Annotated in this window: 20 protein-coding genes and 1 tRNA gene; 14 read left to right on the forward strand and 7 right to left on the reverse strand. The window is 69.5% G+C overall.

Annotation, left to right across the window (positions count from 1 at the left end; translation table 11 throughout):
* Window positions 1–201: 201 nt before the first annotated feature.
* Window positions 202–1,251: a low specificity L-threonine aldolase gene (locus O5O54_RS08650; RefSeq protein ID WP_279480706.1), complete on the forward strand. Its 1,050-nt coding sequence runs from the start codon at window positions 202–204 to the stop codon at window positions 1,249–1,251.
* Window positions 1,252–1,321: 70 nt separating this feature from the next.
* Here the strand turns inward: O5O54_RS08650 and O5O54_RS08655 are convergent, their stop codons facing one another.
* On the reverse strand, window positions 1,322–1,786 hold the full coding sequence (locus tag O5O54_RS08655; RefSeq protein WP_279480710.1) for an Hsp20 family protein: 465 nt from the start codon (window positions 1,784–1,786) through the stop codon (window positions 1,322–1,324).
* 522 nt (window positions 1,787–2,308) lie between these two features.
* On the opposite strand from O5O54_RS08655, the gene O5O54_RS08660 reads away from it, so the two are divergent.
* Window positions 2,309–3,379, forward strand: a complete 1,071-nt coding sequence (locus O5O54_RS08660; protein ID WP_279480712.1) for an alpha/beta hydrolase — start codon at window positions 2,309–2,311, stop codon at window positions 3,377–3,379.
* Here O5O54_RS08660 and hisN read toward each other — a convergent pair.
* Both hisN and O5O54_RS08670 read right to left on the reverse strand, forming a co-directional pair.
* Entirely contained in the window at window positions 3,369–4,151 is a 783-nt protein-coding gene (hisN, locus tag O5O54_RS08665; protein ID WP_279480714.1) for a histidinol-phosphatase, read from the reverse strand. The genes O5O54_RS08660 and hisN overlap by 11 nt on opposite strands.
* A 60-nt stretch (window positions 4,152–4,211) precedes the next feature.
* Entirely contained in the window at window positions 4,212–5,114 is a 903-nt protein-coding gene (locus tag O5O54_RS08670; protein WP_279480716.1) for an N-formylglutamate amidohydrolase, read from the reverse strand.
* Between the two features lie 152 nt (window positions 5,115–5,266).
* On the opposite strand from O5O54_RS08670, the gene cpdR reads away from it, so the two are divergent.
* Together cpdR and O5O54_RS08680 are read left to right on the forward strand one after the other, a co-directional pair.
* Window positions 5,267–5,632: a cell cycle two-component system response regulator CpdR gene (gene cpdR, locus O5O54_RS08675; RefSeq protein ID WP_019996719.1), complete on the forward strand. Its 366-nt coding sequence runs from the start codon at window positions 5,267–5,269 to the stop codon at window positions 5,630–5,632.
* Window positions 5,633–5,716: 84 nt separating this feature from the next.
* Window positions 5,717–5,791, forward strand: a tRNA-Val gene (locus O5O54_RS08680).
* 300 nt (window positions 5,792–6,091) lie between these two features.
* Here O5O54_RS08680 and O5O54_RS08685 read toward each other — a convergent pair.
* Together O5O54_RS08685 and O5O54_RS08690 are read right to left on the reverse strand one after the other, a co-directional pair.
* Window positions 6,092–6,553: a chemotaxis protein CheW gene (locus O5O54_RS08685; RefSeq protein WP_279480720.1), complete on the reverse strand. Its 462-nt coding sequence runs from the start codon at window positions 6,551–6,553 to the stop codon at window positions 6,092–6,094.
* Between the two features lie 73 nt (window positions 6,554–6,626).
* Window positions 6,627–6,824, reverse strand: a complete 198-nt coding sequence (locus O5O54_RS08690; RefSeq protein WP_279480722.1) for a hypothetical protein — start codon at window positions 6,822–6,824, stop codon at window positions 6,627–6,629.
* Window positions 6,825–7,077: 253 nt separating this feature from the next.
* On the opposite strand from O5O54_RS08690, the gene O5O54_RS08695 reads away from it, so the two are divergent.
* From O5O54_RS08695 to O5O54_RS08730, 8 genes are all read left to right on the forward strand, one after another.
* Window positions 7,078–8,019, forward strand: coding sequence for a LysR family transcriptional regulator (locus O5O54_RS08695; RefSeq protein WP_279480724.1), 942 nt, complete (start codon window positions 7,078–7,080; stop codon window positions 8,017–8,019).
* 123 nt (window positions 8,020–8,142) lie between these two features.
* Window positions 8,143–9,795, forward strand: coding sequence for an OFA family MFS transporter (locus O5O54_RS08700; protein ID WP_279480725.1), 1,653 nt, complete (start codon window positions 8,143–8,145; stop codon window positions 9,793–9,795).
* Between the two features lie 60 nt (window positions 9,796–9,855).
* A complete protein-coding gene (locus tag O5O54_RS08705) occupies window positions 9,856–10,341 on the forward strand; it encodes a formate dehydrogenase subunit gamma (RefSeq protein WP_279480727.1) in 486 nt (161 codons plus the stop codon).
* On the forward strand, window positions 10,338–11,915 hold the full coding sequence (locus O5O54_RS08710) for an NADH-quinone oxidoreductase subunit NuoF (protein WP_279480729.1): 1,578 nt from the start codon (window positions 10,338–10,340) through the stop codon (window positions 11,913–11,915). Before O5O54_RS08705 ends, O5O54_RS08710 begins: the two co-directional genes overlap by 4 nt.
* Before the next feature lie 13 nt (window positions 11,916–11,928).
* A complete protein-coding gene (gene fdhF / locus O5O54_RS08715; RefSeq protein ID WP_279480731.1) occupies window positions 11,929–14,802 on the forward strand; it encodes a formate dehydrogenase subunit alpha in 2,874 nt (957 codons plus the stop codon).
* Complete coding sequence (locus tag O5O54_RS08720; protein ID WP_279480733.1) at window positions 14,799–15,116, forward strand: formate dehydrogenase subunit delta; 318 nt, start codon at window positions 14,799–14,801, stop codon at window positions 15,114–15,116. The genes fdhF and O5O54_RS08720 overlap by 4 nt, the downstream gene beginning before the upstream one ends.
* Window positions 15,117–15,210: 94 nt before the next feature.
* Entirely contained in the window at window positions 15,211–17,001 is a 1,791-nt protein-coding gene (locus O5O54_RS08725; RefSeq protein ID WP_279480734.1) for a chloride channel protein, read from the forward strand.
* 160 nt (window positions 17,002–17,161) lie between these two features.
* Window positions 17,162–18,685, forward strand: a complete 1,524-nt coding sequence (locus O5O54_RS08730; RefSeq protein WP_347814877.1) for a phospholipase D-like domain-containing protein — start codon at window positions 17,162–17,164, stop codon at window positions 18,683–18,685.
* Here O5O54_RS08730 and O5O54_RS08735 read toward each other — a convergent pair.
* Window positions 18,651–19,571 (reverse strand): LysR family transcriptional regulator ArgP, encoded by a 921-nt coding sequence (locus O5O54_RS08735; protein ID WP_279480736.1) that lies wholly within the window; start codon window positions 19,569–19,571, stop codon window positions 18,651–18,653. The genes O5O54_RS08730 and O5O54_RS08735 overlap by 35 nt on opposite strands.
* A 73-nt stretch (window positions 19,572–19,644) precedes the next feature.
* Between O5O54_RS08735 and O5O54_RS08740 the strand changes: the two genes are divergently transcribed.
* Window positions 19,645–20,277 (forward strand): LysE/ArgO family amino acid transporter, encoded by a 633-nt coding sequence (locus tag O5O54_RS08740; RefSeq protein WP_279480739.1) that lies wholly within the window; start codon window positions 19,645–19,647, stop codon window positions 20,275–20,277.
* A 99-nt stretch (window positions 20,278–20,376) separates the two neighbouring features.
* Complete coding sequence (locus O5O54_RS08745; protein WP_279480741.1) at window positions 20,377–22,077, forward strand: PAS domain-containing methyl-accepting chemotaxis protein; 1,701 nt, start codon at window positions 20,377–20,379, stop codon at window positions 22,075–22,077.
* A 9-nt stretch (window positions 22,078–22,086) separates the two neighbouring features.
* Here O5O54_RS08745 and O5O54_RS08750 read toward each other — a convergent pair whose 3' ends face one another.
* Window positions 22,087–23,790 (reverse strand): sensor histidine kinase, encoded by a 1,704-nt coding sequence (locus O5O54_RS08750; protein ID WP_279480743.1) that lies wholly within the window; start codon window positions 23,788–23,790, stop codon window positions 22,087–22,089.
* Window positions 23,791–23,936: the final 146 nt, after the last annotated feature.

The raw sequence follows: 23,936 nt of genomic DNA on the forward strand, positions 1-23,936 counted from the left end.
CCGCTCTCCCGGCGCGCGCCTGGGGGCGCCGTCCCGGAGACCTGCGCCCCATATAGGGCAGCAATGCTGACCTATTTTCCGGTTTATGCCAGACTTGGGGTCCAGCGGCAAGAGCGGTTCTAACTTCCTCAAGCTTTCCATGCAAAGGCGGCGGCCCCCCGCGGCTTTGACGACCGCTCGCAAGCGGAGTAGTCAGCCGCCATGATCTTCGCATCCGACAACTGGTCCGGCGCCCATCCCGCCGTCACGCAATCCCTGGAGCACCACGGCGCCGGATATGCCGCCGCCTACGGCGCGAGCGACATCGACAAGGCCGTGGAGCGGCGGTTCAACGAGATCTTCGAGCGGGAGGTCGCGGTCTACTTCGTCGGCACGGGGACGGCGGCGAACTCCTTGTCCTTCGCCGCGGTCAACCGGCCGGGCGGCGTGGTGATGTGCCACCGCGAGGCGCATGTCGCGCAGGACGAGTGCGGCGCGCCCGAATTCTTCACGCACGGCGCGCGCATGGTGCCGGTCGAGGGCGCCTTCGGGCGCATGGACCCTGGCCATCTCGTTTCCGAGCTCGGCCGCTTCCGGCCGGGCTTCGTCCATGCCGGTCAGCCGATGGCGGTGTCGGTGAGCCAGGCGACGGAGGCGGGCACGCTCTATTCGCTGGCCGAGATCGCCGCGATCGGCGAGATCGCACACGAACGGGGCCTCGCCTTCCACATGGACGGGGCACGGTTCGCCAACGCGCTCGCGGCCACCAACGCCTCGCCGGCCGAGATGACCTGGCGCGCGGGTGTCGACATCCTGTCCTTCGGCGCCACCAAGAACGGCTGCTGGTGTGCCGAGGCCGTGGTCTTCTTCGACCCGAAACAGGCCGAGCAGTTCCCCTATATCCGCAAGCGCGGGGCGCAGCTCTTCTCCAAGACGCGCTTCATGGCCGCCCAGTTCGCGGCCTATCTGGACGGTGGCCTGTGGCTAGAACTCGCCGCCCGCGCCAACGCCGCCGCCGATGCGCTGCGGGCCGGCATCGCCCGCTCGCCGCACGCTCGCGAGGCCTGGGACACACGCTCCAACGAGATCTTCGCCGTGATCGACCAGGCGACCGCCGAGCGGCTGCGGGCGGAAGGCGCGACCTTCTACGACTGGAACCCGCCCCACGACATGCCCGGGCTCGTCGGCGAGGGCGAAGGCTTCTATCGCCTGGTCACGAGCTGGTCGACCGAGACGAGCGAAGTCGAGCGCTTCTGCGCCCTGATCGGCTGAACCATCCGCCCCAACGAAAAACGGCGCCCCGTGGGGCGCCGTCCATTGCCAAGTCTTGCGACCCTAAGGATCAGGCCGCGGTCGCCTCGATCGCCTTGGCCTCGTTGCCGTTGGCGGTCGCGATCTCGATGCGGCGGGGCTTCAGGGCTTCCGGCACGATGCGGGCGAGGTCGATGTGCAGGAGGCCGTTCTTCAGGCTCGCGCCCTTGACCTCCACATGCTCGGCGAGCTGGAAGCGGCGCTCGAAGGCGCGGCCCGCGATCCCACGATACAGGAACTCCGAGTTCCCCGCCGTCTCGTCGGCCTTCTCGCCCTTCACGGTCAGCGTGTTCTCACGCGACTCGATCGAGAGGTCGCTCTCCGAGAAGCCCGCCACCGCCATGGTGATGCGGTAGGTGGTCTCGCCGGTGCGCTCGATGTTGTAGGGCGGATAGCTCTGGGCGTTCTCGGCATTGCCGGCCGCGTCGAGCATCGAGAAGAGCCGGTCGAAACCGACGGTGGAGCGATAAAGAGGGGCGAAGTCGAACTGACGCATGATTGTTCTCCGTTGAGCAACTGTTTGCGTATCGAACCCGTGGTCCGTCATGCCCCGCACACAAGGCGGCGGCCGGTCCGTCCGGGCTGGCGGCCCCGCTATCCGGCGACCGCTGAAGGGAAGATGGGAAAGGCGAAATGGGCCTTCAAGACACTGCCCCGCGAACCCGCTCGAATTTTTTTCTTCACTCATCGCAACGGCTTAGCGCTGATTTTCCGGCTGAACCGAAAATGAACGCGCTCTTCGGAGACCGTTCACGTTGCAGCACTTACAACCGCCGATATCGAAGCCGGGAGTCGCGTCCCCTTCGGTTCGGGGCCATCCCGCCTCGCGCGTCCGGCCGGCCGCCATGGCCCTGTCCGGACACCATCCACGCGAACGATCGGGGCGTCCCGTCCCTTCCGTCCCGGTCGCTTGGGGTCGAGAGCTCCGAAGGGAACTCTCGACCTCCCCCTTTCCCGCCTTCAACCGGCCGCCCGGCTGCGCTACAGGCTAGAGGCACCTTCGCCCGACGGAGCCGCCGTGCCCCAATCCACCGACGCCTTCGCATCGATCGACGCCAATCCCGAGCCCGTCGGGCTGGAGACGGGCCATCATGAGCTCGGGCACGGTGCGCGCCTGCGCTTCGTGATCGGGCGCGGCCCGCCCGAGATGACGAGTCGTGGCACGGTGCTGCTCCTGCAGGGGCGCAACGAGGCGGTGGAGAAGTATTACGAGACGATCGCCGACCTCAACGCGCGCGGCTTCACGGTCGCGAGCTTCGACTGGCGTGGCCAGGGGGGCTCCGGGCGGGGCACGTTCCTGGCGGGCGTCGGCCATGTTGGCAGCCTTTCGACGCTGATCCACGATCTCGAACGCTTCCTGCGCGATGTGGTGATGGACCGCTGTCCGCCCCCCTATGCCGTCATCGCCCATTCCATGGGGGGCCTCGTCGCCCTGAGCGCCACGTCGCACCTGTCGTCTCTGGTGGAGCGCATGGTGGTTTTGGCACCGCTGGTCGCCCTGCCGGGCTCGGCCGGGATGCGGCGCCTCCAGGCGCTGGTCGCCGGCGCCTTCCACTGGTGCGGCCTCGGCTTCGTGCCGCTGCGGCGCGCGCGCCGCCTCGACCCGCGCGAGCCGCTCGCCGGCAACGTCCTGACCAGCGACGCCCGGCGCTTCGAGCGCAATCGCGCGCTCCAGGCGGCCGCGCCCTGGCTTTTCGTGGAAGGCGTCTCGGCGTCCTGGCTGCGGGCCGTGCTGAAGGCGACGCGACGCCTCGACGATTCCGACCGGATCGCGCGTCTCGACCTGCCGACGCTGTTTCTCCTGCCGGGCGACGACCGCGTGGTCTCGACGGCCGCCGCCGAACGGCTCGCCTGGCGCATGCGCGCGGGCCATTCGATCCGGGTGCCCGGCGCCCGCCACGAGCTCCTCCAGGAGGCCGACCGCTTCCGCGAGCCGGCACTGGCCGCCATCGAGGCCTTTCTGGCCGACGCCCTGCCCCGACCCCCGCCCCTGCCGCCGATCGACGAGGCGCTGATCGGCGCGGCCGTCGCTGCCGAGGCGCCGCCGGCCGCCCTTCCCTCGCCCGAAGGCGACGCCGTCAGCCGTTGAGGATGCGCAGCGCCGCCTCGTGCAGCGCGGGCGTCGCGGCCGCCACCACGTCGCCGCCCTCTTCCGGCCGGTCGCCGGAGAAGGTGGTGATCACGCCGCCCGCCCGCTCCACGATCGGGGTCAGCGCCACGATGTCGTAGGGCTGGAGACCCGGCTCGACGCAGATGTCGACATGGCCCGACGCCAGCATGGCGAAGGCGTAGCAGTCGGCCCCGAAGCGGGTCAGCCGGACCTGGTCCACCAGGGTCTGGAAGCGGTCCTTGAGCCCGCCCTTGAAGAGTTCGGGCGCCGACGAGAAGAGGGTCGCGCCCGACAGGCCGCCGACGTCGCGCACCTTGAGGGACGTCCGGCCGAGAGGCCCCTCCCCGAACGCGCCCTCCGGCGTCGCCCAGAAACGCTCGCCCGTATAGGGCTGGCTCATGATGCCGATCTCGGCGCGCCCGCGCACCGTCAGGCCGATCAGCGTGCCCCAGACGGGCACGCCGCAGATGAAGGGCCGCGTCCCGTCCACCGGATCGATCACCCAGAGATGGTCGCCCGAACCCGAGAGGCCGAACTCCTCGCCGAGAATCGCATGCGACGGGTACTCCGCCTCGATCAGGGCGCGGATCGCCTTTTCCGCCTCGCGGTCGGCCTCCGTCACGGGATCGAAGGTGAAGCCCTCCTTGGGCTTGGACTCGATGCTGAGCGCGGTGCGGAAGCGCGGAAGCGTTTCCTTGGCGGCGGCGTCCGCCAGGCGGAACAGGAAGGAAGCGTCGGGCAGAGTCGTCATGGTCGGGTCTCCAGGCGGGAGCCCGTCCTATAGGCCGAACGGCCGGGGCTGGCGAGAGCGCTACTCCGCGGCGGCCGGCCGCTGGATCTCGGCCTCGACCTCGGCCGTGAAGCAGGAGACGAACTCCCAGAGCACGCGCCGGAAATGGCCGAAGGCGGCATGCGGCACGAAGTTGCGCTCGTCGGCGTAGAGCGCCCGGTTGATCTCGAGCTGGATGGCGTGGACGCCGGCGCGCGGCCGCCCGTAGCGCTCGGTGATGTAGCCCCCGGCGTAGGGCTTGTTGCGCGTCACGTCGAGGCCGAGGGCCGACAGGCGCTGGGTCGCCATGGCGACATAGTGATGGGCGGCGCTGGTGCCGAACCGGTCGCCCACCACGACGTCCGCCTTCGGGCCGCCGGGCATCGGACGGACGGACGAGGGCATGGAGTGACAGTCGATCAGGATCGCGAAGCCGAAGCGGCGGCGGGTGGTCTCGACCAGCCGCTCCAGCGTCTGGTGGAAGGGCATGTAGATCGTCTCGATCCGCGCCATGGCCTCCGCCACGGGAATGCGGCCGGAATAGATCTCCTCGCGCTCTGCGACGATCCGCGGGATGGTGCCGAGCCCGCCCGCGACCCGGACCGAGGCGGAGTTCGCCTGGGGCGGGATCGACCCGGAGAACATGGCCGGGTCGAGTTCGAAGGGCTCCCGGTTCACGTCCAGGAAGGCACGGGGAAAGCGCGCCACCAGGAGCGGCGCGCCGAGCGCCGGCACGAAGTCGAAGAGCTGGTCGACGAAGAGGTCCTCGGAGCGACGGATGGCCGAGGGACCGAGCCGGCTCTGGGCCAGGAACGCGGCGGGATAGGCGCGGCCGCTATGGGGCGAGGAGAACACGAACGGGCTCGTCTGGTGCGTCGGCGCGATGACCTCGAAGGCCGGGCAAGGACCTGCGGCGGTTTCCAGGGTCGGCGCTGCGACGTCCAAATGCACTTCCCTTCACGGCCCGTGTTAATCGTAAGATAGGGCTGTTCTCTCGTGCGAACATTCCATTTAGCTCTTGCTTAAGCAATCTGCTAAAAGGTTGATCTCAGCCAAGGCTTCACGTCCGGCGGACGCCGCGACAATCAGGTTCCGAGATGTACAAGATTCTTCTGGCCGAAGACGACAACGACATGCGCCGCTTCCTGGCCAAGGCCTTGGAAAAGGCCGGCTACGAGGTGACCGCCTACGACAACGGCGGCAGCGCCTACGAGCGCCTGCGCGAGGAGCCGTTCTCGCTGCTCCTCACCGACATCGTGATGCCGGAGATGGACGGCATCGAGCTGGCGCGCCGCGCCACCGAGCTCGACCCCGACCTCAAGGTCATGTTCATCACGGGCTTCGCCGCCGTCGCGCTGAACCCGGACTCCAAGGCTCCCAAGGACGCCAAGATCCTGTCGAAGCCCTTCCACCTGCGCGAGCTGGTGGAAGAGGTCGGCAAGATGCTCCAGGACGCCGCCTGATTTTTTTGCGGCCAACCCGCCACAAGGGGCGCAAACGGTCTTGACCGCCCTGCGCCTCCTGTGGTGTAAGCCGCTTCATCGAATGGGCGTGTAGCTCAGCGGGAGAGCACTACGTTGACATCGTAGGGGTCACAGGTTCAATCCCTGTCACGCCCACCATTCGATCCCGGGGAATTTCGGCAAGATACGAAGCTCCCCGTCCGGGCACTGGAGCCCCGGTTCTCCTGATCATCGACCAATGTTCGCAGCGGCTACCGGCCGCGGAGCCCTATCGCTCGGTCGTGGCCGACCGGTGCGGATACAGGACTTAGGTCCTGATCCGCAGCCATAGCTCTCGCACGACCAGCTCCAATTCCAGCTGTTCCAACCTGCACGATCGCATGGAACGACGAAGACGGGCCCCGCGCCGAGGCGGCCCTTGCGACGCCGGATGCTCTTCGGCTCGGTGACGAGGCGCCTTTAGGCCGCCACGTCCAGTTTCGCGGGCAGGACCCCTTGGACCGACAGCAGCGAGATCATGCGATCGTCGATCGCCAGAACGGCGCCGACGAAGGACTGGGCCAGCGACGACGCGACATCGGGCGCAGGCTGGAGCTGGTCCTGACGGACCGTCATGATGCTCGACATCGAATCCACGAGCAGGCCGACGAGATCGCCGCCGATGTCCGCGACGATGATGGCCGAGCGCGCGTTGGGCGCGGTGCGCCCGAAACCCAGCCGATCGCCGAGATCGACGATCGGGAGCACCATGCCGCGCAGGTTGACGACGCCGATCACGTAGGGCGGCGCATGCGGGATCGCGGTCGCGGCGGTGTAGCTGCGGATCTCGCGAACGGTCTGGACGTCGACGCAGAACTCCTGCCCCGCGACGGTGAAGGCGATCAGTTCGCGGTTCTCGGCGGAGGTGGAGGCTTCGGTCATGGTCGGCTCCGTTGGAGAGGACTGGAAGGTTCGTCGCAGACCGATCCGTCCGCCGGCGAGGGTGGATGTGCGTTCAGGCGAGCGCGTCCCGCTGGGCGCGGACGGCCTGCAGCCTCGACAGGAGTTCGTCGATGGTCTCGGGATGGACGATCATCGCGACGGCATCGCCCGATCCGCTGAGGCCGATCATGGCGATCGTGCCGTCGTCGCGGGCCTCGACCAGTTCGACATGGGCCAGACTGAAGCCCCGAAAGCGGCATTCCCTCGCCATGTGTTTCCCTGCTCCAGCGTCATGGGCTCATTGCATGGATGGATCGGTGACGGATGCGGCCGAACAGGTCCATGCACGGTTTTGGCCATGGCGTTGCCCGATGGTCCGCGAAGAACGTTAAATTCGGATTGCCTCGACCGGCATTTTTCGGACCGGCTCGACCGGATCGCGGGTCACGTCGCCCTTCATTCGTTGAACGAGACGCATTGCGACGACGGATCGCGGCCGCTACCCCTCGCGCGGCGGGCCCGTGATGGCCGGCGACGTGCGGGGGCCGATGCAGATCCGTCATCTCCGATATTTCGTGACGCTGGCGCGGCTCGGCCATTTCCGACGTGCGGCGGAAAGCTGCGGCGTGTCGCAGCCGACGCTCTCGGCCGGCATCGCCTCGCTGGAGACCGCGCTCGGCGTGGAACTCGTCAGGCGCGACCGGCGCTATGTCGGCCTGACGCCGGAGGGCGAGACCGCGCTTCCCTGGGCCCAGCGGATGCTGGCCGACTGCGACGGATTGCTGCGCGCGGCGGGGCAGCCGGGCCTCGGCCTGACAGGGCGCCTCAGGCTCGGCGTCATTCCCGCCGCCATGCCCGCCGTCGGCGCGTTGGCGCCCGTGCTGGCGCTCGATCACCCCGAGTTGCAGCTCGTGATCCTGTCCATGACCTCGCGCGAGATCGAGCGGGCGCTCCATGCCCACGACATCGACGGCGGCGTCACCTATCTCGAGAGCGAGCCGCTCACCGGCGTCATCACCTGGACCTTCTACGAGGAGCGATACCGCTTCGCGACGCCCTCGGGCGGCCCCTTCGCCGGGCGCGCGTCCGTCTCCTGGGCCGAGGCCGCGGCCGCGCCGCTCTGCCTTCTGACGCGCGACATGCAGAACCGCCGCATCCTCGACGCGCAGATGCGACGGATCGGCATGGAGGTGCAGCCGCGCGCCTCCGCCAATTCCTACACCGCCCTCCTGTCGATGGTGCGCATGGGCGAGATGTCCTCCATCCTGCCCCATACGCACGCGGCCACCGCCGAGCGCGACCCGGCCATCCTGATCCTGCCCTTCGACGACCCTTCGCCGCCGCAGGCGGTCGGCCTCGTGGTGCTCGACCGCCATCCGATGTCGGCAATGACGCGCGCGGTCCTCGCCTGCGCGCGCTCGGCCGAGTTCAGACGCCGCGTCGAGCCGCTGCGCGCGGAGGCGTGATAGATCCTCTCTATCATCGATCGTTCCGCCGACGTTTGACGCATTCTAAATTGGGCGCGACCCTTACCGCATGACGCATGGGCACGGCTGGGAGGCCGAGGCTCTGGACATGGGGGAGGTTCGATGAGTTCCGCAGCCGATATCGCAAGACCGCCGGGAACCGGCTTCCTCGATCGGGAAAACACCGTAGCGATGGCCGGCTTCAATCGCTGGCTCATCCCGCCCTGCGCGCTCGCCATCCATCTCTGTATCGGGATGGCCTACGGCTTCTCGGTGTTCTGGCTGCCCCTGTCGCGCGCCATCGGCGTAAGCCAGCCCGTCGCCTGCGAGGGCATGACGCTCTGGACGGCCCTCTTCACGACGACGTGCGACTGGCGCGTGTCGGACCTTCTGTGGATGTACACGCTGTTCTTCGTCGTGCTCGGGGGTGCGGCGGCGATCTGGGGCGGCTGGCTGGAGCGGGCCGGGCCGCGCAAGGCCGGGCTCGTATCGGCCGTCTGCTGGTGCGGCGGCATGGTGATCTCGGCGCTCGGCATCTACCTCCACCAGCTCTGGCTGATGTGGCTGGGCTCGGGCGTGATCGGCGGCATCGGCCTCGGTCTGGGCTACATCTCCCCGGTCTCCACCCTGATCAAGTGGTTCCCCGACCAGCGCGGCATGGCGACGGGCATGGCCATCATGGGCTTCGGCGGCGGCGCGATGATCGGATCGCCCTTGGCCGACATCCTGATGCGGCACTTCGCCTCGCCCGACGGCGTCGGCGTCTGGCAGACCTTCCTGGTCCTGGCTGCCGGCTACTTCGTCTTCATGGTCGCGGGCGCGCTCGGCTACCGCGTTCCGCCGGAGAACTGGCGCCCGGCCGGCTGGACGCCGGCGGCCACCGGCAACCGGATGATCGCGACCGGCGACGTCCATCTCAAGGACGCGCACAAGACGCCGCAGTTCTGGCTGATCTGGGTCGTGCTCCTGACCAACGTCTCGGCCTCGATCGGCATCATCGGCGTCGCCTCGCCCATGCTGCAGGAGATCTTCGCCGGCCGGCTGATCGGGGCGGAGGGCGTGTCCTTCCTCGACTTCACGCCCGAGCAGCGCGCCGCGGCCGCGGCGGTGGGTGCGGGCTTCGTCGGCCTCGTGTCGCTCTTCAACATCGGCGGCCGCTTCTTCTGGGCCTCCTTCTCCGACCGGCTCGGCCGCAAGACCATGTATGCCGTGATCCTGGCGCTCGGCCTCGCGCTCTACGCGGCGCTGATCCCCTACTCGGCGTCGAGCGGCCTCCTCTTCGTGTTCGTCGCCTCGTTCTGCGTGATCGCGTCGATGTACGGCGGCGGCTTCGCCACCGTGCCGGCCTATCTCGCCGACGTCTTCGGCACCAAGTTCGTCGGCGCGATCCACGGGCGCCTGTTGACCGCCTGGTCGCTCGCCGGCGTCTTCGGCGGCCTGATCACGGGCAACATCCGCGACGCGCAGATCGCCGCCGGCGTGCCGCGCGAGGCCGTGTACCAGCCGATCTTCTTCACCGTCGCGGCGCTTCTGGCCGTCGGGTTCGTCGCAAATCTTCTGGTGCGCCCGGTGGCGGAAAAGTACCAGATGCGACAGGAGGCCAAGGGCGCGGGCCTGTCCGCCCCCGCGGGCGCGACGCTCGCCCCAGCGGGCGGCGACTACGGGATCGGGCGTGGCGGCGTCAGCGCGCCGGCGATCGCGGCCTGGATCGCTGTGGGGCTGCCGCTTCTCTGGGGCGTCTACATCACGCTTCTGAAGGCGACGGCTCTGTTCTAGAATGAGTCCAAGCCGGCGCGCCCTGGCCGCGCCGGCTCCTGACCACCTCGGGAGACACCCATGCTCGATTCCGCACGACGCGCCACACCCTTCGACCGCGAGCGGCTGGACGAGATCCTCGCCGCCCACAAGGGCCGGGCAGGGGCGCTCCTGCCGATCCTGCACGACGTGCAGGCCGAGTTCGGCATGGTGGACGACGCCGCCGTGCCGGTGATCGCGGAGGCGCTCAACCTGTCGCGCGCCGACGTGCACGGCGTGCTCACCTTCTACCACGACTTCCGCCGCCAGCCGGCCGGGCGCACCGTGGTCAAGATCTGCGCCGCCGAGGCCTGCCAGGCCGCCGGCGGACGCGCCCTCCAGGCGGCGGCCGAACGCGTCGTCGGCGTGGCGATGAAGGGCACGACCGGCGACGGGGCGGCGACGCTGGAGCCGGTCTACTGCCTCGGCCTCTGTTCCGTGGCGCCGGCCGCCATGGTGAACGGCAAAATTCACGGACGCCTGTCCGAGGACCGGCTCTCCGCCATCATCGAGGAGGCGATCCGATGAGCAAGGCCATCCGCATCTTCGTGCCGCGCGACGCGGCCGCCGTCGCGGTCGGCGCCGACGAGGTGGCCGCCGCCTTCCAGGCATCCGGCCGGCCGGTCGAGATCGTACGCACCGGCTCGCGCGGCATGCACTGGCTGGAGCCGCTGGTCGAGGTCGAGACGCCGGACGGGCGCATCGGCTACGGCCCGGTCATGCCGGAGGATGTCGGCGCGCTGATCGCCGCCGGCATGCTCGAGGGCGCCGACCACCCGAGCCGCATCGGCCGGCCGGAGGAGCATCCGTTCCTCGCCCGCCAGACGCGTTCCACGATGGCGCTCTGCGGCGTGATCGATCCCCGCTCGGAGAGCGACTACGCCGCCCATGGCGGCTGGCGCGGCCTGAAAGCGGCGCTGGCGATGGACGCCGAGGCGCGGGTGAAGACGGTGGCCGCCTCCGGCCTTCGCGGGCGGGGCGGGGCGGGCTTCCCGACCGGCATCAAGTGGGAAACGGTCCGCAAGGCCGAAGCCGCGCAGAAGTACGTCGTCTGCAACGCCGACGAGGGGGATTCCGGCACCTTCGCCGACCGGATGACCATGGAAGGCGATCCATTCCGCCTGGTCGAGGGTATGACGATTGCCGGTGTCTCGGTCGGCGCGACCTACGGTTACATCTATATCCGCTCGGAATATCCGCACGCGATCGAGGCGATGGAAGAGGCGATCCTTGGCGCCCGCCGCGCCGGGTGGCTGGGTGCCTCCGTCGGCAGTTCGGGGCTCGCCTTCGACATGGAGGTGCGGGTCGGCGCGGGCGCCTATGTCTGCGGCGAGGAGACCTCGCTCCTCAATTCCATCGAGGGCAAGCGCGGCATCGTGCGCGCCAAGCCGCCCCTTCCCGCGCTCCAGGGCCTCTTCGGCAAGCCGACGATGGTCAACAACGTCCTGTCGCTCGCCGCCGTCCCCGCGATCTTCGCGGAGGGACCGGAAGCCTACGAGCGGCTCGGCCTCGGGCGTTCGCGCGGCACCATGCCCGTGCAGCTCGCCGGCAACGTGAAGTATGGCGGCCTCGTCGAGGTGCCCTTCGGCATCACGCTCGGAGAACTCGTCAACGAGATCGGCGGCGGCACGGCCTCAGGGAGGCCCGTTCGCGCGGTGCAGGTCGGTGGCCCGCTCGGCGCCTACTTCCCCCCTGCCCTCTTCGACACGCCCTTCGACTACGAGGCCTTCGCCGCCAAGGACGGGCTGATCGGCCATGGCGGCATCACCGTCTTCGACGACACCGTCGACATGGCCCACATGGCGCGCTTCGCCATGGAGTTCTGTGCGGCGGAAAGCTGCGGCAAGTGCACGCCCTGCCGCATCGGCGCGGTGCGCGGGGTCGAGGCGGTGGACCGCATTCTCCAGAAGCGCGAGGCGCGTCAGCCGGTCGCCGCCGAACTCACGCTGCTCGCCGACCTCTGCGACACGATGAAGTTCGGCTCGCTCTGTGCGCTCGGCGGTTTCACGCCCTATCCCGTGACCAGCGCCATGACCCATTTCCCCGAAGACTTCGACCTCGACGCCCGTCGCCTTCCGGCCGGGCTCCAGGCGGCGGAATAAGAAGAAGACCGATATGTCCCTCGTTCATGAGACCGACTACGGCACCCCCGCCCGCGTTGCCGAGAAGCAGGTGACCCTCACCATCGACGGGGAGACGATCACGGTCCCCGCCGGCACGTCGCTGATGCGCGCGGCCGCCGAAATGGGCACCAAGATTCCGAAGCTCTGCGCGACGGATTCGCTCGAGCCCTTCGGCTCCTGCCGCATGTGCCTGGTCGAGGTCGAGGGCATGCGCGGCACGCCCGCCTCCTGCACCACACTCGCGGCGGAGGGCATGGTGGTGAAGACGCAGACCGACCGGATCGCCAAGCTGCGCCGGGGCGTGATGGAGCTCTACATCTCCGACCATCCGCTGGACTGCTTGACCTGCTCGGCCAACGGCGACTGCGAACTGCAGGACACGGCGGGCGAGGTGGGCCTTCGCGAGGTGCGCTACGGCCAGCACGGCGAGAACCACGTCCACCCGCACGAGCACGGCGCGCCGAACCCGCTGTTCATGGAGAAGGACCTCTCCAACCCCTACTTTCAGTACGATCCGTCGAAGTGCATCGTCTGTTCGCGCTGCGTGCGGGCCTGCGAGGAAGTGCAGGGCACCTTCGCGCTGACGATCGCCGGCCGAGGGTTCGAGAGCCGCGTCTCTCCCAGCCAAAGCGAAGACTTCTTCTCCTCCGAATGCGTGTCCTGCGGCGCCTGCGTGCAGGCCTGCCCGACCGCGACGCTGATGGAGAAGTCCGTCGTCGCCATGGGCGTGCCGGAGCATTCCAAGGTCACGACCTGCGCCTATTGCGGCGTCGGATGCTCGTTCAAGGCCGAGATGCGCGGCGAGGAGCTGGTGCGCATGGTACCGTGGAAGGACGGCAAGGCGAACCACGGCCATTCCTGCGTCAAGGGCCGCTTCGCCTACGGCTATGCCAATCACCGCGAGCGCATCACCTCCCCGATGATCCGCGCCTCCACCTCGGAGCCCTGGCGCGAGGTGTCGTGGGAGGAGGCGATCGCCCACACGGCGTCCGAGTTCAAGCGCATCCAGGCGAAGTACGGGCGCAACTCGGTCGGCGGCATCACCTCGTCGCGCTGCACCAACGAGGAGACCTTCCTCGTCCAGAAGCTGATCCGCGCGGGCTTCGGCAACAACAACGTCGACACCTGCGCACGCGTCTGCCACTCGCCGACGGGCTACGGCCTGAAGACGACGCTCGGCACTTCGGCCGGCACGCAGGACTTCGATTCGGTCGAGGAGGCCGACGTCATCCTCGTCATCGGCGCCAACCCGACGGACGGCCACCCGGTCTTCGCCAGCCGAATGAAGAAGCGCCTGCGCGAGGGCGCGCAGCTGATCGTGATCGACCCGCGCCGCATCGACCTCGTCAAGACGCCCCATGTCGAGGCGGCGCACCATCTGCCGCTGCGCCCCGGCACCAACGTCGCCGTCCTGACCGCCATGGCGCATGTGATCGTGACGGAAGGGCTGATCGACGAGTCCTACGTTCGCGAGCGCTGCGACCTCGAAGCCTTCCAGGCCTGGGCCGAGTTCGTCTCCGACGCCTCGCGCTCGCCCGAAGCCGTGGAGCCGATGACGCGCGTGCCGGCCGGCGAGCTTCGCGCCGCCGCCCGCCTCTACGCGACCGGCGGGCGCGCCGCGATCTATTACGGCCTCGGCGTGACGGAGCACTCACAGGGCTCGACCACCGTGATGGCGATCGCCAACCTCGCGATGGCCACCGGCAATATCGGCAAGCGGGGCGCCGGCGTGAACCCCTTGCGCGGCCAGAACAACGTGCAGGGCGCCTGCGACATGGGCTCCTTCCCGCATGAGCTGTCGGGCTACCGCCACGTCTCCGACGACACGGCGCGTGCCCTCTTCGAGACCATGTGGGGCGTCGAGCTCGACGACGAGCCGGGCATGCGCATCCCCAACATGCTCGACGCCGCCGTCGCGGGCGAGTTCAAGGGCATCTACATCCAGGGCGAGGACATCCTCCAGTCCGACCCCAACACGCGCCACGTCACCGCCGGTCTGGCGGCGATGGAATGCGTCGTGGTGCAGGACCTTTTCCTCAACGAGACGGCCGTCCACGCCCATGTCTTCCTGCCGGGCTCGACCTTCCTCGAAAAGGACGGGACCTTCACCAATGCCGAGCGGCGCATCCAGCGCGTGCGCCGCGTGATGAAACCCAAGAACGGCTATGCCGACTGGGAGGTCACGCAGCTTCTCGCCAACGCCCTCGGCTTCCCCATGAACTACGCGCACCCGAGCGAGATCATGGCCGAGATCGCCGCGCTCACCCCGACCTTCGCCGGCGTCTCCTACGAGCGGCTGGAGACGGAGACGCTGCAGTGGCCGGTCACCGACAAGGCGCCGCTCGGCACGCCCCTGATGCACATGGAAGGATTCGTGCGCGGCAAGGGCCTCTTCGTCGTCACCGAATACGTGCCGACCGACGAGAAGGTCGGACCGCGCTTCCCGCTGCTGCTCACCACCGGCCGCATCCTGTCGCAGTACAATGTCGGCGCGCAGACGCGGCGCACGGACAACACGATGTGGCACGAGGAGGACGTCCTCGAGATCCATCCCCACGACGCGGAGGAACGGGGCATCCGGGACGGCGCCTTCGTCAAGGTCGCGAGCCGCGCGGGCGACACGACCCTGCGCGCGACGCTGACCGACCGCGTGGCGCCCGGCGTCGTCTACACGACCTTCCACCACCCGCTGACGCAGGCCAACGTCGTGACGACCGACTATTCCGACTGGGCCACCAACTGCCCGGAATACAAGGTCACGGCGGTCCAGGTCTCGCCCTCCAACGGGCCGACCGACTGGCAGGAGCGCTACAACTCGTTTGCCGAGCGTTCGCGCCGCGTCGCCCAAGCGGAGCCGGCCGAATGAGCGCCGAGGCCGAAACCCACGGCGGCGAGGTGGAGAAGCTCGTCACCATGGTCAACCAGGTGGCGCGCTTCTTCGAGAGCCAGGCGCACGAGCCCGGCGTTCTCGGCGTCGCCGACCATGTCGCGGCCTTCTGGACGCCGCGCATGCGCGCCATGATCTTCGCCCATCTCGACGCCGGGGGCGCGGGCCTGCGGCCCCTGTCGCGCGAGGGGCTGGAGCAGTTGCGCGCCCGCCCGCCCAAGGCGGCGCCCAGGCGGCTGGAGGCGGCCGGCGGGATCTCGGTCGGCACCGCGCCGGGCTCGGACGCGGGATAGCGCCACAAAGATCGCCGCATTCCCGAGCCCTTTGCCTGCCGCGGCCTATGTTGCGGCAGGCAAAGGGATGAACGGCATGACGACGGTCTGAACCATGGACGGAGGCAAGGCGCACCAGGAAACGCCCGCGACCACGGTGCCGGTCAAGGCGCCGAGCCGGTTCCGGGCGCTGGTGCGCGGCAACGAGGTCGGCCTCGTCCTGGTCGCGGCGGTCGTCGGCGTCCTCGCGGGCCTCGTCGTCACCGCGATCGGGCGGGCGGCCGAGGCGCTCCACATCCTGTTCTTCTCGGCCGAGGGCGGACATCTCAGCGCGATGCCGGCCCTCGCCTCGCCCTGGCATGCGGCCATTCCGGCCTGCGGCGGCGCGCTTCTCGGCGCCTATCTTCTCTGGATGCGCAAGCGCAAGGCGCGCGCCCTCGTCGATCCGATCGAGGCCAACGCCCTGCATGGCGGGCGCATGTCGATCCGCGACAGCGTGATCGTCGTGTTCCAGAACCTCGTGTCCAACGGCTTCGGCGCCTCGGTCGGCCTGGAGGCCGCCTATACGCAGATGGCCGGCGGCCTCGCCTCGCGCCTCGGCATCGCCTTCGAGATGCGGCGGGGCGACCTGCGCATGCTGGTCGGCTGCGGCGCGGCGGGCGCGATCGCCGCCGCCTTCAACGCGCCGCTGACCGGTGCGTTCTACGCCTTCGAGCTGATCATCGGCACCTATTCGGTGGTCTCGCTGGCCCCGGTCGTCGCGGCGGCCCTGTGCGGCACCTTCGTGGCGCGGTTCTTCGGCTCGACGCCCTTCCTGATCGATGCCGGCGATCCCGGGCCGATGATGGCGCAGGACTATCCGCCGGCCATCCTCCTGGCGGTGCTGGCCGCCGGGCTCGGCATCGCCGTCATGAAGGGCGTGACGGCCGTGGAGCGCGGCGTGCGCGGCTCGGGCCTGCCCGCCCCGTTGCGCCCGGTGGCGGGCGGGCTGGTGCTCGGGGCGCTCGCCCTCGTCACGCCGCAGGTCCTGTCGTCCGGCCACGGCGCGCTGCACCTGCAGCTCGACCTTCCGACGGCGCTTGCTCCGCTGGCGCTGCTTCTCGCGCTCAAGGCCTTCGCCTCCGCCGTGTCGATCGGCAGCGGCTTTCGCGGCGGCCTGTTCTTCGCGTCCCTTTTCATGGGCGCGCTTCTCGGCAAGCTCTTTGCCGGCCTCGCACCGCTCCTCTTCCCCGACACCGCGCTGACGCCCGTCACCTTCGCCATCGTCGGCATGAGCTCTCTGGCCGTCACCATCGTCGGCGGGCCGATGACCATGACCTTCCTGGCCCTGGAGATGACCGGCGACTTCCCCATCACCGCGCTGGCGCTGGCCGCCGTCGTCACGGCCTCGCTGACGGCGCGCAAGACCTTCGGCTATTCCTTCGCCACCTGGCGCTTTCACCTGCGCGGAGAGAGCATCCGCAGCGCCCACGACATCGGCTGGATCCGCAACCTGACGGTCGGCCGCATGATGCGAACGGACGTGCGCACCACGAGCCTCGGCACCAGCCTCAAGACCTTCCGGCGCGACTTCCCGCTGGGCTCCGTCCAGCGCGTCGTGGTGGTGGACGGCGCGGGCGCCTATGCCGGGATCGTGCTCGTGGCGGACGCCTATTCCGACGCGGTGACGGATCTCGAGGCCAGAATCGACGACCTCCTGCGCTGGCAGGACGCCGTGCTCCTGCCCCAGATGAGCGCGCGCGACGCGGCCGCCCTGTTCGATGCGGCCGAGAGCGAGGCGCTGGCAGTGGTGGACGGGCCGAAGACGCGCGGCGTCGTCGGGCTCCTCACCGAAAGCCATACGCTGCGGCGCTACAGCGAGGAGCTGGAACTGCGCCGTCGCGAGGCGGCCGGGGAAATCCGGTGAGGGCAACAAGCGCGCGTCGTGCCATGGCCGGATGCATCGCGTCTGCTATGAAGCGGATCGAAGGGCATGAACGTTCGCGCGATGCATGGGCGGTGGAGGCCGGTTCGGGTTGCACGGGAATGGTTCGGGCGAACGACGAGAGGATGCGGGCTTGGACACGGTGAACGAGGCGACCGCCGGCGCGGCGCAGGCGACCGCTGGTGCGGCGCGGGCGACCGCGGATGCGGCGCCGACCATTCTGGCGCCCGGGCGCAACTGCATGGCGATCGCGCGGGCGGACCGCCTGTCGGTGATCATCGATGCCGACGACTACTTCCGCTTCGCCCGGCGCGCGATGACGGCCGCCAGACGCCGCATCATGCTGATCGGCTGGGACTTCGACGCCCGGATCACGCTCGGCCACGACCTCGGCGAGGAGGGGCCGGAAAAGCTCGGCGACTTCGTCCACTGGCTGGTGGAGCGCAATCCGGACCTCGAAATCTTCCTCCTGCGCTGGGTCGTGGGCGCGGTGAAGACGCTGCTGCGCGGATCGACCTTCCTGACGCTGCTCAGGTGGATGGCCCATCCGCGCATCCACACCAAGCTCGACGGCGCGCATCCGACGGGCTCCTCGCACCACCAGAAGATCGTGGTGATCGACGACGCCCTCGCCTTCTGCGGCGGCATCGACATGACTGCCGACCGCTGGGACACGCGCGAGCACCTGTTCGAGGACGAGCGCCGCCGCCGTCCCTTCACCCGACGCCGCTACAAGCCCTGGCACGACGCCTCCACCGCCTTCACCGGCCCGGCGGTGGAGACGCTGGCGGCCATCTGCCGCGCCCGCTGGCAGGTGGCGGGGGGCAAGCCGGATCCCGAGCCTTTGCCCGAACCAGTTCCCATCTGGCCGACGGGCCTGTGGACGCATTTCCGGGACCTCGACATCGCCGTGTCGCGCTCCGCCCCGTGCCACGGCGGGCGCGAGCCGGTCCGCGAGATCGAGGAACTCTACGTCGATCAGATCCGTGCCGCCCGGCGCTTCATCTATGCCGAGAGCCAGTATTTCGCCTCGCGCCGCATCGCCGAGGCGATCGCGCATCGGCTGGAGGAGCCGGGCGGACCGGAGATCGTGGTGATCAATCCGGTCTCGGCCCAAGGCTGGCTGGAGCCGGTGGCGATGGACACGGCGCGCGCGCGCCTCGCCGAGGCGCTTCGCCGGATCGACACGGCCCATCGCTTCCGCCTCTACCATCCCGTCAACTCGGGCGGCGAGTCGATCTATGTCCATGCCAAGATCCTGGTGGTGGACGACCGCTACCTGCGGGTCGGCTCCTCCAACATGAACAACCGCTCGATGCGGCTCGACACCGAATGCGACGTGACGGTAGAGGCCGAGCGCGCGCCCGACGGCGCGCGGGCACAGATCGCGGCGATCCGCGACGATCTCCTGGCCGAGCATCTCGGCATCAGCCCCGAGCGCGTCGCCGAGACGCTGGCGCGGACCGGGTCGCTGATCGAGACGATCGAGACGCTTCGCGGCCCCGGCCGCTCGCTGGTGCCTTACGAGGCGCCCGAACTCGGCGACATCGAGGCATGGCTCGCGGATCACAAGATCCTCGACCCCGAAGGCCCGGAGGAGATGTTCGAGCCGCTCAACCGGCGCCGCAACCTCATCGGCCGCCTCCGCCGTCGTCTCCATCGTTAGCCCGCGAGGGCACGAGGGCGCCGACTGCCGCCGCCCGGACCGCCTCCGTCAGGCGGCGAAGCGCGGCGGAGGGAAGGCGCGAGACGGTCCAGAACAGGGACACCGCGACGCGTCGGGCCGGGGGCAGCTCGACGAGGCGACCGGCCGCGAGATGCGCCTCGGCCAGCGCGACCGGCTGGAGGCCCCAGGCGAGGCCGGCGAGCGCGAGGTCCAGGAAGCCGTGGGTCGAAGGCGCCCAGTGCGTCGGCGCGCCGGGCGCGCAGCTGTGGGCCTCCCGCATCCAGCGCGCCTGCAGCCCGTCGCGCCGGTCGAAGCGCAAAACCGGTGCAAGCGCGAGCGCGGCCGGATCGACGCCCCCGGAAAAGAAGCGCTGATGGAAGCCGGGGCTGGCGCAGGCCGCATATCGGAGACTTCCCAGCGGGAAGGTCCGGCAGCCCTGGACGGGCTCGGGATCGGCGGTCACGGCCGCCACCACCTCGCCCGACCGCAGCCGGTCGGCCGTATGCGCCTCGTCGTCCAGCACGAGGTCGAGCGTCGCGCCGCCCACCTGGCCGAACGCGGCGGCGGCTCCCGGAAACCAGGTGGCAAGACTGTCTGCGTTGACGGCGATCCTGAGGCTCACGGGCTCGGCCGCCCCCGCCCCGGCCAGGCCGAGGTCGGCCTCTAGGAGCCGGACACGGTCGACATGCGCTGAGAGCGTGCGTCCGAGGTCCGTCGGCAGACAAGGCGCACCGCGCACGACCAGGATCGCCCCCAGGCGCTCCTCCAGGCCCCGCACCCGCTGCGAGACGGCGGACGGGGTGAGGCCAAGCGAAGCGGCTGCGCGATCGAAGCTGCCTTCGCGGATGACGGCGGCAAAGGCGGCAAGGGCGGAGTAATCGAGCACGAATGAAGCCTTGCTTCATCCAGCGAAGAAGAACAAGTTTTACTACATCGGCGCCGACCGGCATGGACAGGGCATGAGCACGGTCCTTCCCCCCTTCCTCTCCGGCTTCGCCCTGTCGGCGGCCCTGATCGTCGCGATCGGAGCGCAGAACCTCTTCGTGCTGCGCCAGGGTCTCCTGCGCCGGCATGTCGGTCCGATCGTCCTCTTCTGCGGCACGGCGGACGCGCTTCTGATCGCGGCCGGCGTCGGCGGCGCGGGCGCGCTCCTGGCCGCGGCCCCGGGCCTCGCCCGCGCGCTGGCGCTCGGCGGCGCCGCCTTCCTCACCTGGTACGGCTTGGCGGCGCTGCGGCGAATGGCCTCGCCTGGCGCGCTGGCGGCCGAGGCCGAGGGCGGATCCTCGCTCGGACGCGCGCTCGCCACCGCCGCCGCCTTCACGTTTTTGAACCCGCACGTCTATCTCGACACGGTGCTTCTGATGGGCGTCGCCGGCTCGGCGCAGCCGGCGGACCTGCGCCCGGTCTTCGTGCTCGGCGCGGCCGCGGCGAGCTATGCCTGGTTCGCCTCGCTCGGTTTCGGCGCGCGCCTCCTGCGTCCGCTGTTCGCGAGGCCCGAGGCCTGGCGCGTTCTCGACGCGATCGTCGGCGCGGTGATGCTGACGCTCGCCGCTTCGCTTCTTGTCGGCAGCTTCGGCGCAAGGGCGCCGTAGCGTTAGGCATCCTGCGCCTTCCCTGGAGCAGGGCTTGGTCTTCAGCACGAATTAAGTCTTTCGGTTCATCATCCGCCGATTGCGCTGGGAGATCAAAAAATGAGTGCCTTGTTCGCTTCGGATGCCGATCGGCTCCTGGCTGCCCTGGATCTGTCCATGGCGATCATCGAGTTCGATCTGGACGGCAAGATCCTCCGCGCGAACCGCAATTTCTGCGACGTGATGGGCTATGCCGAGAACGAGCTCGTCGGGCGCCACCACTCGATGTTCCTCGATCCGGCCTATGCCGCCTCGCCCGAATACGTGGCCTTCTGGGCGAAGCTCCGCGGCGGGGAGTTCGAATGCGACGAGTTCCGGCGCCTTGCGAAAGGCGGGCGAGAGGTCTTCATCCGCGGCAACTACAATCCGGTGATGAACCGGTCGGGCAAGCCGACGAAAATCGTCAAGTTCGCCAACGACATTACCGCGACCAAGCGCAGCCAGATCGACAGCGTCGCGAAGATGGCCGCGATCGATCGCTCCCAGGCGGTGATCGAGTTCACTCTCCAGGGCGAGATCGTCACGGCCAACGCCGCGTTCCTGTCGGCTCTAGGCTATTCGCTGGATGAGGTGGTCGGGCGCCATCATTCCATGTTCCTGGAGCGCGCCGAAGTGGCCGCGCCGAGCTATGCCGCCTTGTGGACCAAGCTGCGCGACGGGGAGTTCGTATCCGGCGAGTTCCGCCGCATCGGCAAGAACGGGCGCGAGGTCTTCATCCAGGCTTCCTATAATCCCGTTCTCGGCCTCGACGGCAAGGTGGCCAAGGTGGTGAAGTTCGCCACCGACGTCACGGGTCGGGTCCGGGCCGTCACGTCCCTTGGGATCGCCCTGGAGCACCTCGCCGAAGGCAACCTGCGCGAGCGCATCGACCAGCCCTTCAACGCGGCTCTCGACCCGATCCGCGAGAGCTTCAACGGCTCGGTCGAGACGCTGGAAGGGGCGATGGTCGCGATCACCCGGAACGCCTCGACCATCCAGGCCAATGCCGAAAGCATCCGCACCGCTTCCGACGATCTCGCGCGTCGCACCGAGCAGGAGGCCGCCGCGGTCGAGGAAATTTCCGCAGCCCTGTCCGAGATGACCAACGGCGTGCGCACCGCCAGCCGCAAGGCGGAGGAAGCGGGCGAACTCGTCGCCCGCACCCGTCAGGAGGCCGAGCAGTCCGGCTCGATCGTCGGCGGTGCCGTGGAGGCCATGGGCAAGATCGAGGGCTCGTCCGATCGCATCGGCAGCATCATCGGGGTGATCGACGAGATCGCCTTCCAGACCAACCTCCTGGCGCTCAACGCCGGCGTGGAAGCCGCGCGGGCCGGCGAGGCCGGCAAGGGCTTCGCGGTGGTGGCGCAGGAGGTGCGCGGCCTCGCCCAGCGCTCGGCGGAAGCGGCCAAGGAGATCAAGGAGCTTATCTCGACCTCCCGCCGCCAGGTCGAGGAAGGCGTCGAACTCGTCGGGCGGGCGGGAACCTCGCTCCAGAGCATCGTCGGGAAGGTCGCCGAAGTGAACGAACACGTCGGCTCGATCGTCCAGGCCGTGCGCAACCAGGCCCAGGGCCTGTCGGAGATCAATGCCGGCGTCGGCACGCTCGACCGGAGCATCCAGAAGAACGCGGCGATGGTCGAGGAGTCGGCGGCGGCCTGCGCGGAACTCTCCAACGAGGTGAACGCCCTCAACGCCATGATCGGCAAGTTCGAACTCGGCGCCCCGGGACGCCGCGGCTCGCCGGTCCATGCCCTGCAGAAGCGGATCGCCGGCGGGTTCTGAACAGGCCTCTCAGTCCACCGGCACGTCGATCGTGCAGCGCACGCCCTCCGGCCCGATCTCGTAGCGCGTGCGCGCCTTCATCTGGTAGGGCAGCGCCTTCTCGATCAGCTCGCGCCCGTAGCCGCGGCCGGGGGCGGCGGGCACGGGCGGGGGCGGCGCCGTGCCGCTCTCGATCCATTCCACGCAGAGGCGCCGCGGCCCGCCCTCCGGCTCGCCGAGCCGCCAGCGCACCGCCAGCCGCCCGGCATCGCCGGACAAGGCCCCGTATTTCACCGCGTTGGTCGCCAGTTCGTGGATGGCGAGCGCGAAGGTCTGGACCGTTGCCGAACGCAGCCGCACGCCGAGCGGCCCGTCCAGCACCACCCTTTCCCCGCCTTCATCCAGGACGCCGCGCGCGCCGAGCTCGGCGCGGATCAGCTCGTCGAAGGTCACCCGCTGGCCGCGGTCGAGTTGCGACAGGAGCCCGTTGATGCGCGAGAGCGCCAGGAGCCGCTCGCGGAAGCGCGGGAGGAAGTCGGCCACCGACCGCGCGCTGCGGGCGGTGCGCTCCGCGACGGACGTGACGACGCCCAGGAGGTTGCGCGTGCGGTGCTGAAGCTCGGCCAGCAGCACCTCCTGCCGGGCCTGGAGCTGCCGCATCTCGTCGATGTCGGTGCAGGTGCCAACCCATTCGCGCGTCGCGCCCGCCTCGTCGCGGACCGGCAGGGCCCGGGCATGGAACCAGCGATAACCCTCCCCACCCGCCGGACGGATGCGGATTTCGACCTGGAACTCCCCACGCTCGCGCGCCTTCGCCCAGGCAGCCGCCACACGTCCCCGGTCGTCGGGATGGATCATTCGAAGCCAGCCGAGGCCGCGGCTGTCCGCACCGCTCTGGCCGGTATAGGCGCCCCATTGCGAACTGGCCCAGGTCCACCGCCCGGCGGCCGTCGCCCGCCAGACGAATTGGGGCATGCTCTGAACAAGGGTCGAAAGCCGCCGCTCGCTGCGCGACAGCTCCGCCTCCGCGCGCCGCCGCGGGAGGACGTCGCGAAACAGGACGGCCAGACGCGAGCCGCCCGGCCCTTCGATCGGGGTCGCATAGATCTCGAAGAACCGGCGCGGCTTCTCCTGCTGTTCCTCGAAGCGCTCGGCCGTGCCGCTGCGCGTGATGCGGTCGTAGACGTCGAGCCACTTGCGCGGGAGATCGGGCACGAGTTCGCGGGCGGTGCGCCCCACCGCGTCGCGAAACCCGCTCTGGCGCTCGAAGGCGGAGTTCACCGCCAGGAACCTGTAGTTCACAGGTTGCCCGTCGGCGTCGTAGATCATCTGGATCGTGCAGAACCCGTCGTCGATCGTCTCGATCAGCCGGCGGTGGACATCCCCCTCGCCATCCGGCCTCCGCCGGGCGATCCCGTGCCAGTCATGCTCCCCCGCAGGCACGATGCGAAGCTGCGCGGGCTCGGCGGCACCGCCGTCCAGACGGAGGCGCAGGCTCGCATCCAACGCCCCGCGGGCTGCGCTCGCCTCGTGCCACAGACTTTCGGCTAAGGCTCGGTCGGCCGGATCGACCGCCTCCAGCCAAAGCCGTCCTTTCCAATGCGCCGCCGTTTCCGGTCCCAGGCCCGTCGGTGCGCCGGCCGTCACGCGGCCGTTCTCGTCCATCCGCCATAACGCGTCGGCAAAGCCGGTCAGAAGCGTCGAAGGGATCGCATCGTTCGGCTCGGCGTCCAATCCATGCGCTCCCGTGTCGGCGATCGCGTTCATATCGCGTGGTGGATCTAAGAAGGATGCCTGCCCGCAGGCAAGTCGCCAGCCATGCCGCCGACGGCGCGACTGGCAACCATGTCGGTAGACGAGACGTGTTTCGGTGCGGCAAT

The organism is Aureimonas sp. SK2 (genome assembly GCF_029813115.1).
Lineage (GTDB): Bacteria > Pseudomonadota > Alphaproteobacteria > Rhizobiales > Rhizobiaceae > Aureimonas.

Bases quoted from the DNA above. Each gene is read 5' to 3' on its own strand.
- O5O54_RS08650 (WP_279480706.1), top strand. From the start codon at position 202: ATGATCTTCGCATCCGACAACTGGTCCGGCGCCCATCCCGCCGTCACG.
- O5O54_RS08655 (WP_279480710.1), bottom strand. From the start codon at position 1,786: ATGCGTCAGTTCGACTTCGCCCCTCTTTATCGCTCCACCGTCGGTTTC.
- hisN (WP_279480714.1), bottom strand. From the start codon at position 4,151: ATGACGACTCTGCCCGACGCTTCCTTCCTGTTCCGCCTGGCGGACGCC.
- cpdR (WP_019996719.1), top strand. From the start codon at position 5,267: ATGTACAAGATTCTTCTGGCCGAAGACGACAACGACATGCGCCGCTTC.
- O5O54_RS08685 (WP_279480720.1), bottom strand. From the start codon at position 6,553: ATGACCGAAGCCTCCACCTCCGCCGAGAACCGCGAACTGATCGCCTTC.
- O5O54_RS08690 (WP_279480722.1), bottom strand. From the start codon at position 6,824: ATGGCGAGGGAATGCCGCTTTCGGGGCTTCAGTCTGGCCCATGTCGAA.
- O5O54_RS08695 (WP_279480724.1), top strand. From the start codon at position 7,078: ATGGCCGGCGACGTGCGGGGGCCGATGCAGATCCGTCATCTCCGATAT.
- O5O54_RS08700 (WP_279480725.1), top strand. From the start codon at position 8,143: ATGAGTTCCGCAGCCGATATCGCAAGACCGCCGGGAACCGGCTTCCTC.
- O5O54_RS08705 (WP_279480727.1), top strand. From the start codon at position 9,856: ATGCTCGATTCCGCACGACGCGCCACACCCTTCGACCGCGAGCGGCTG.
- O5O54_RS08710 (WP_279480729.1), top strand. From the start codon at position 10,338: ATGAGCAAGGCCATCCGCATCTTCGTGCCGCGCGACGCGGCCGCCGTC.
- fdhF (WP_279480731.1), top strand. From the start codon at position 11,929: ATGTCCCTCGTTCATGAGACCGACTACGGCACCCCCGCCCGCGTTGCC.
- O5O54_RS08720 (WP_279480733.1), top strand. From the start codon at position 14,799: ATGAGCGCCGAGGCCGAAACCCACGGCGGCGAGGTGGAGAAGCTCGTC.
- O5O54_RS08725 (WP_279480734.1), top strand. From the start codon at position 15,211: ATGGACGGAGGCAAGGCGCACCAGGAAACGCCCGCGACCACGGTGCCG.
- O5O54_RS08740 (WP_279480739.1), top strand. From the start codon at position 19,645: ATGAGCACGGTCCTTCCCCCCTTCCTCTCCGGCTTCGCCCTGTCGGCG.
- O5O54_RS08745 (WP_279480741.1), top strand. From the start codon at position 20,377: ATGAGTGCCTTGTTCGCTTCGGATGCCGATCGGCTCCTGGCTGCCCTG.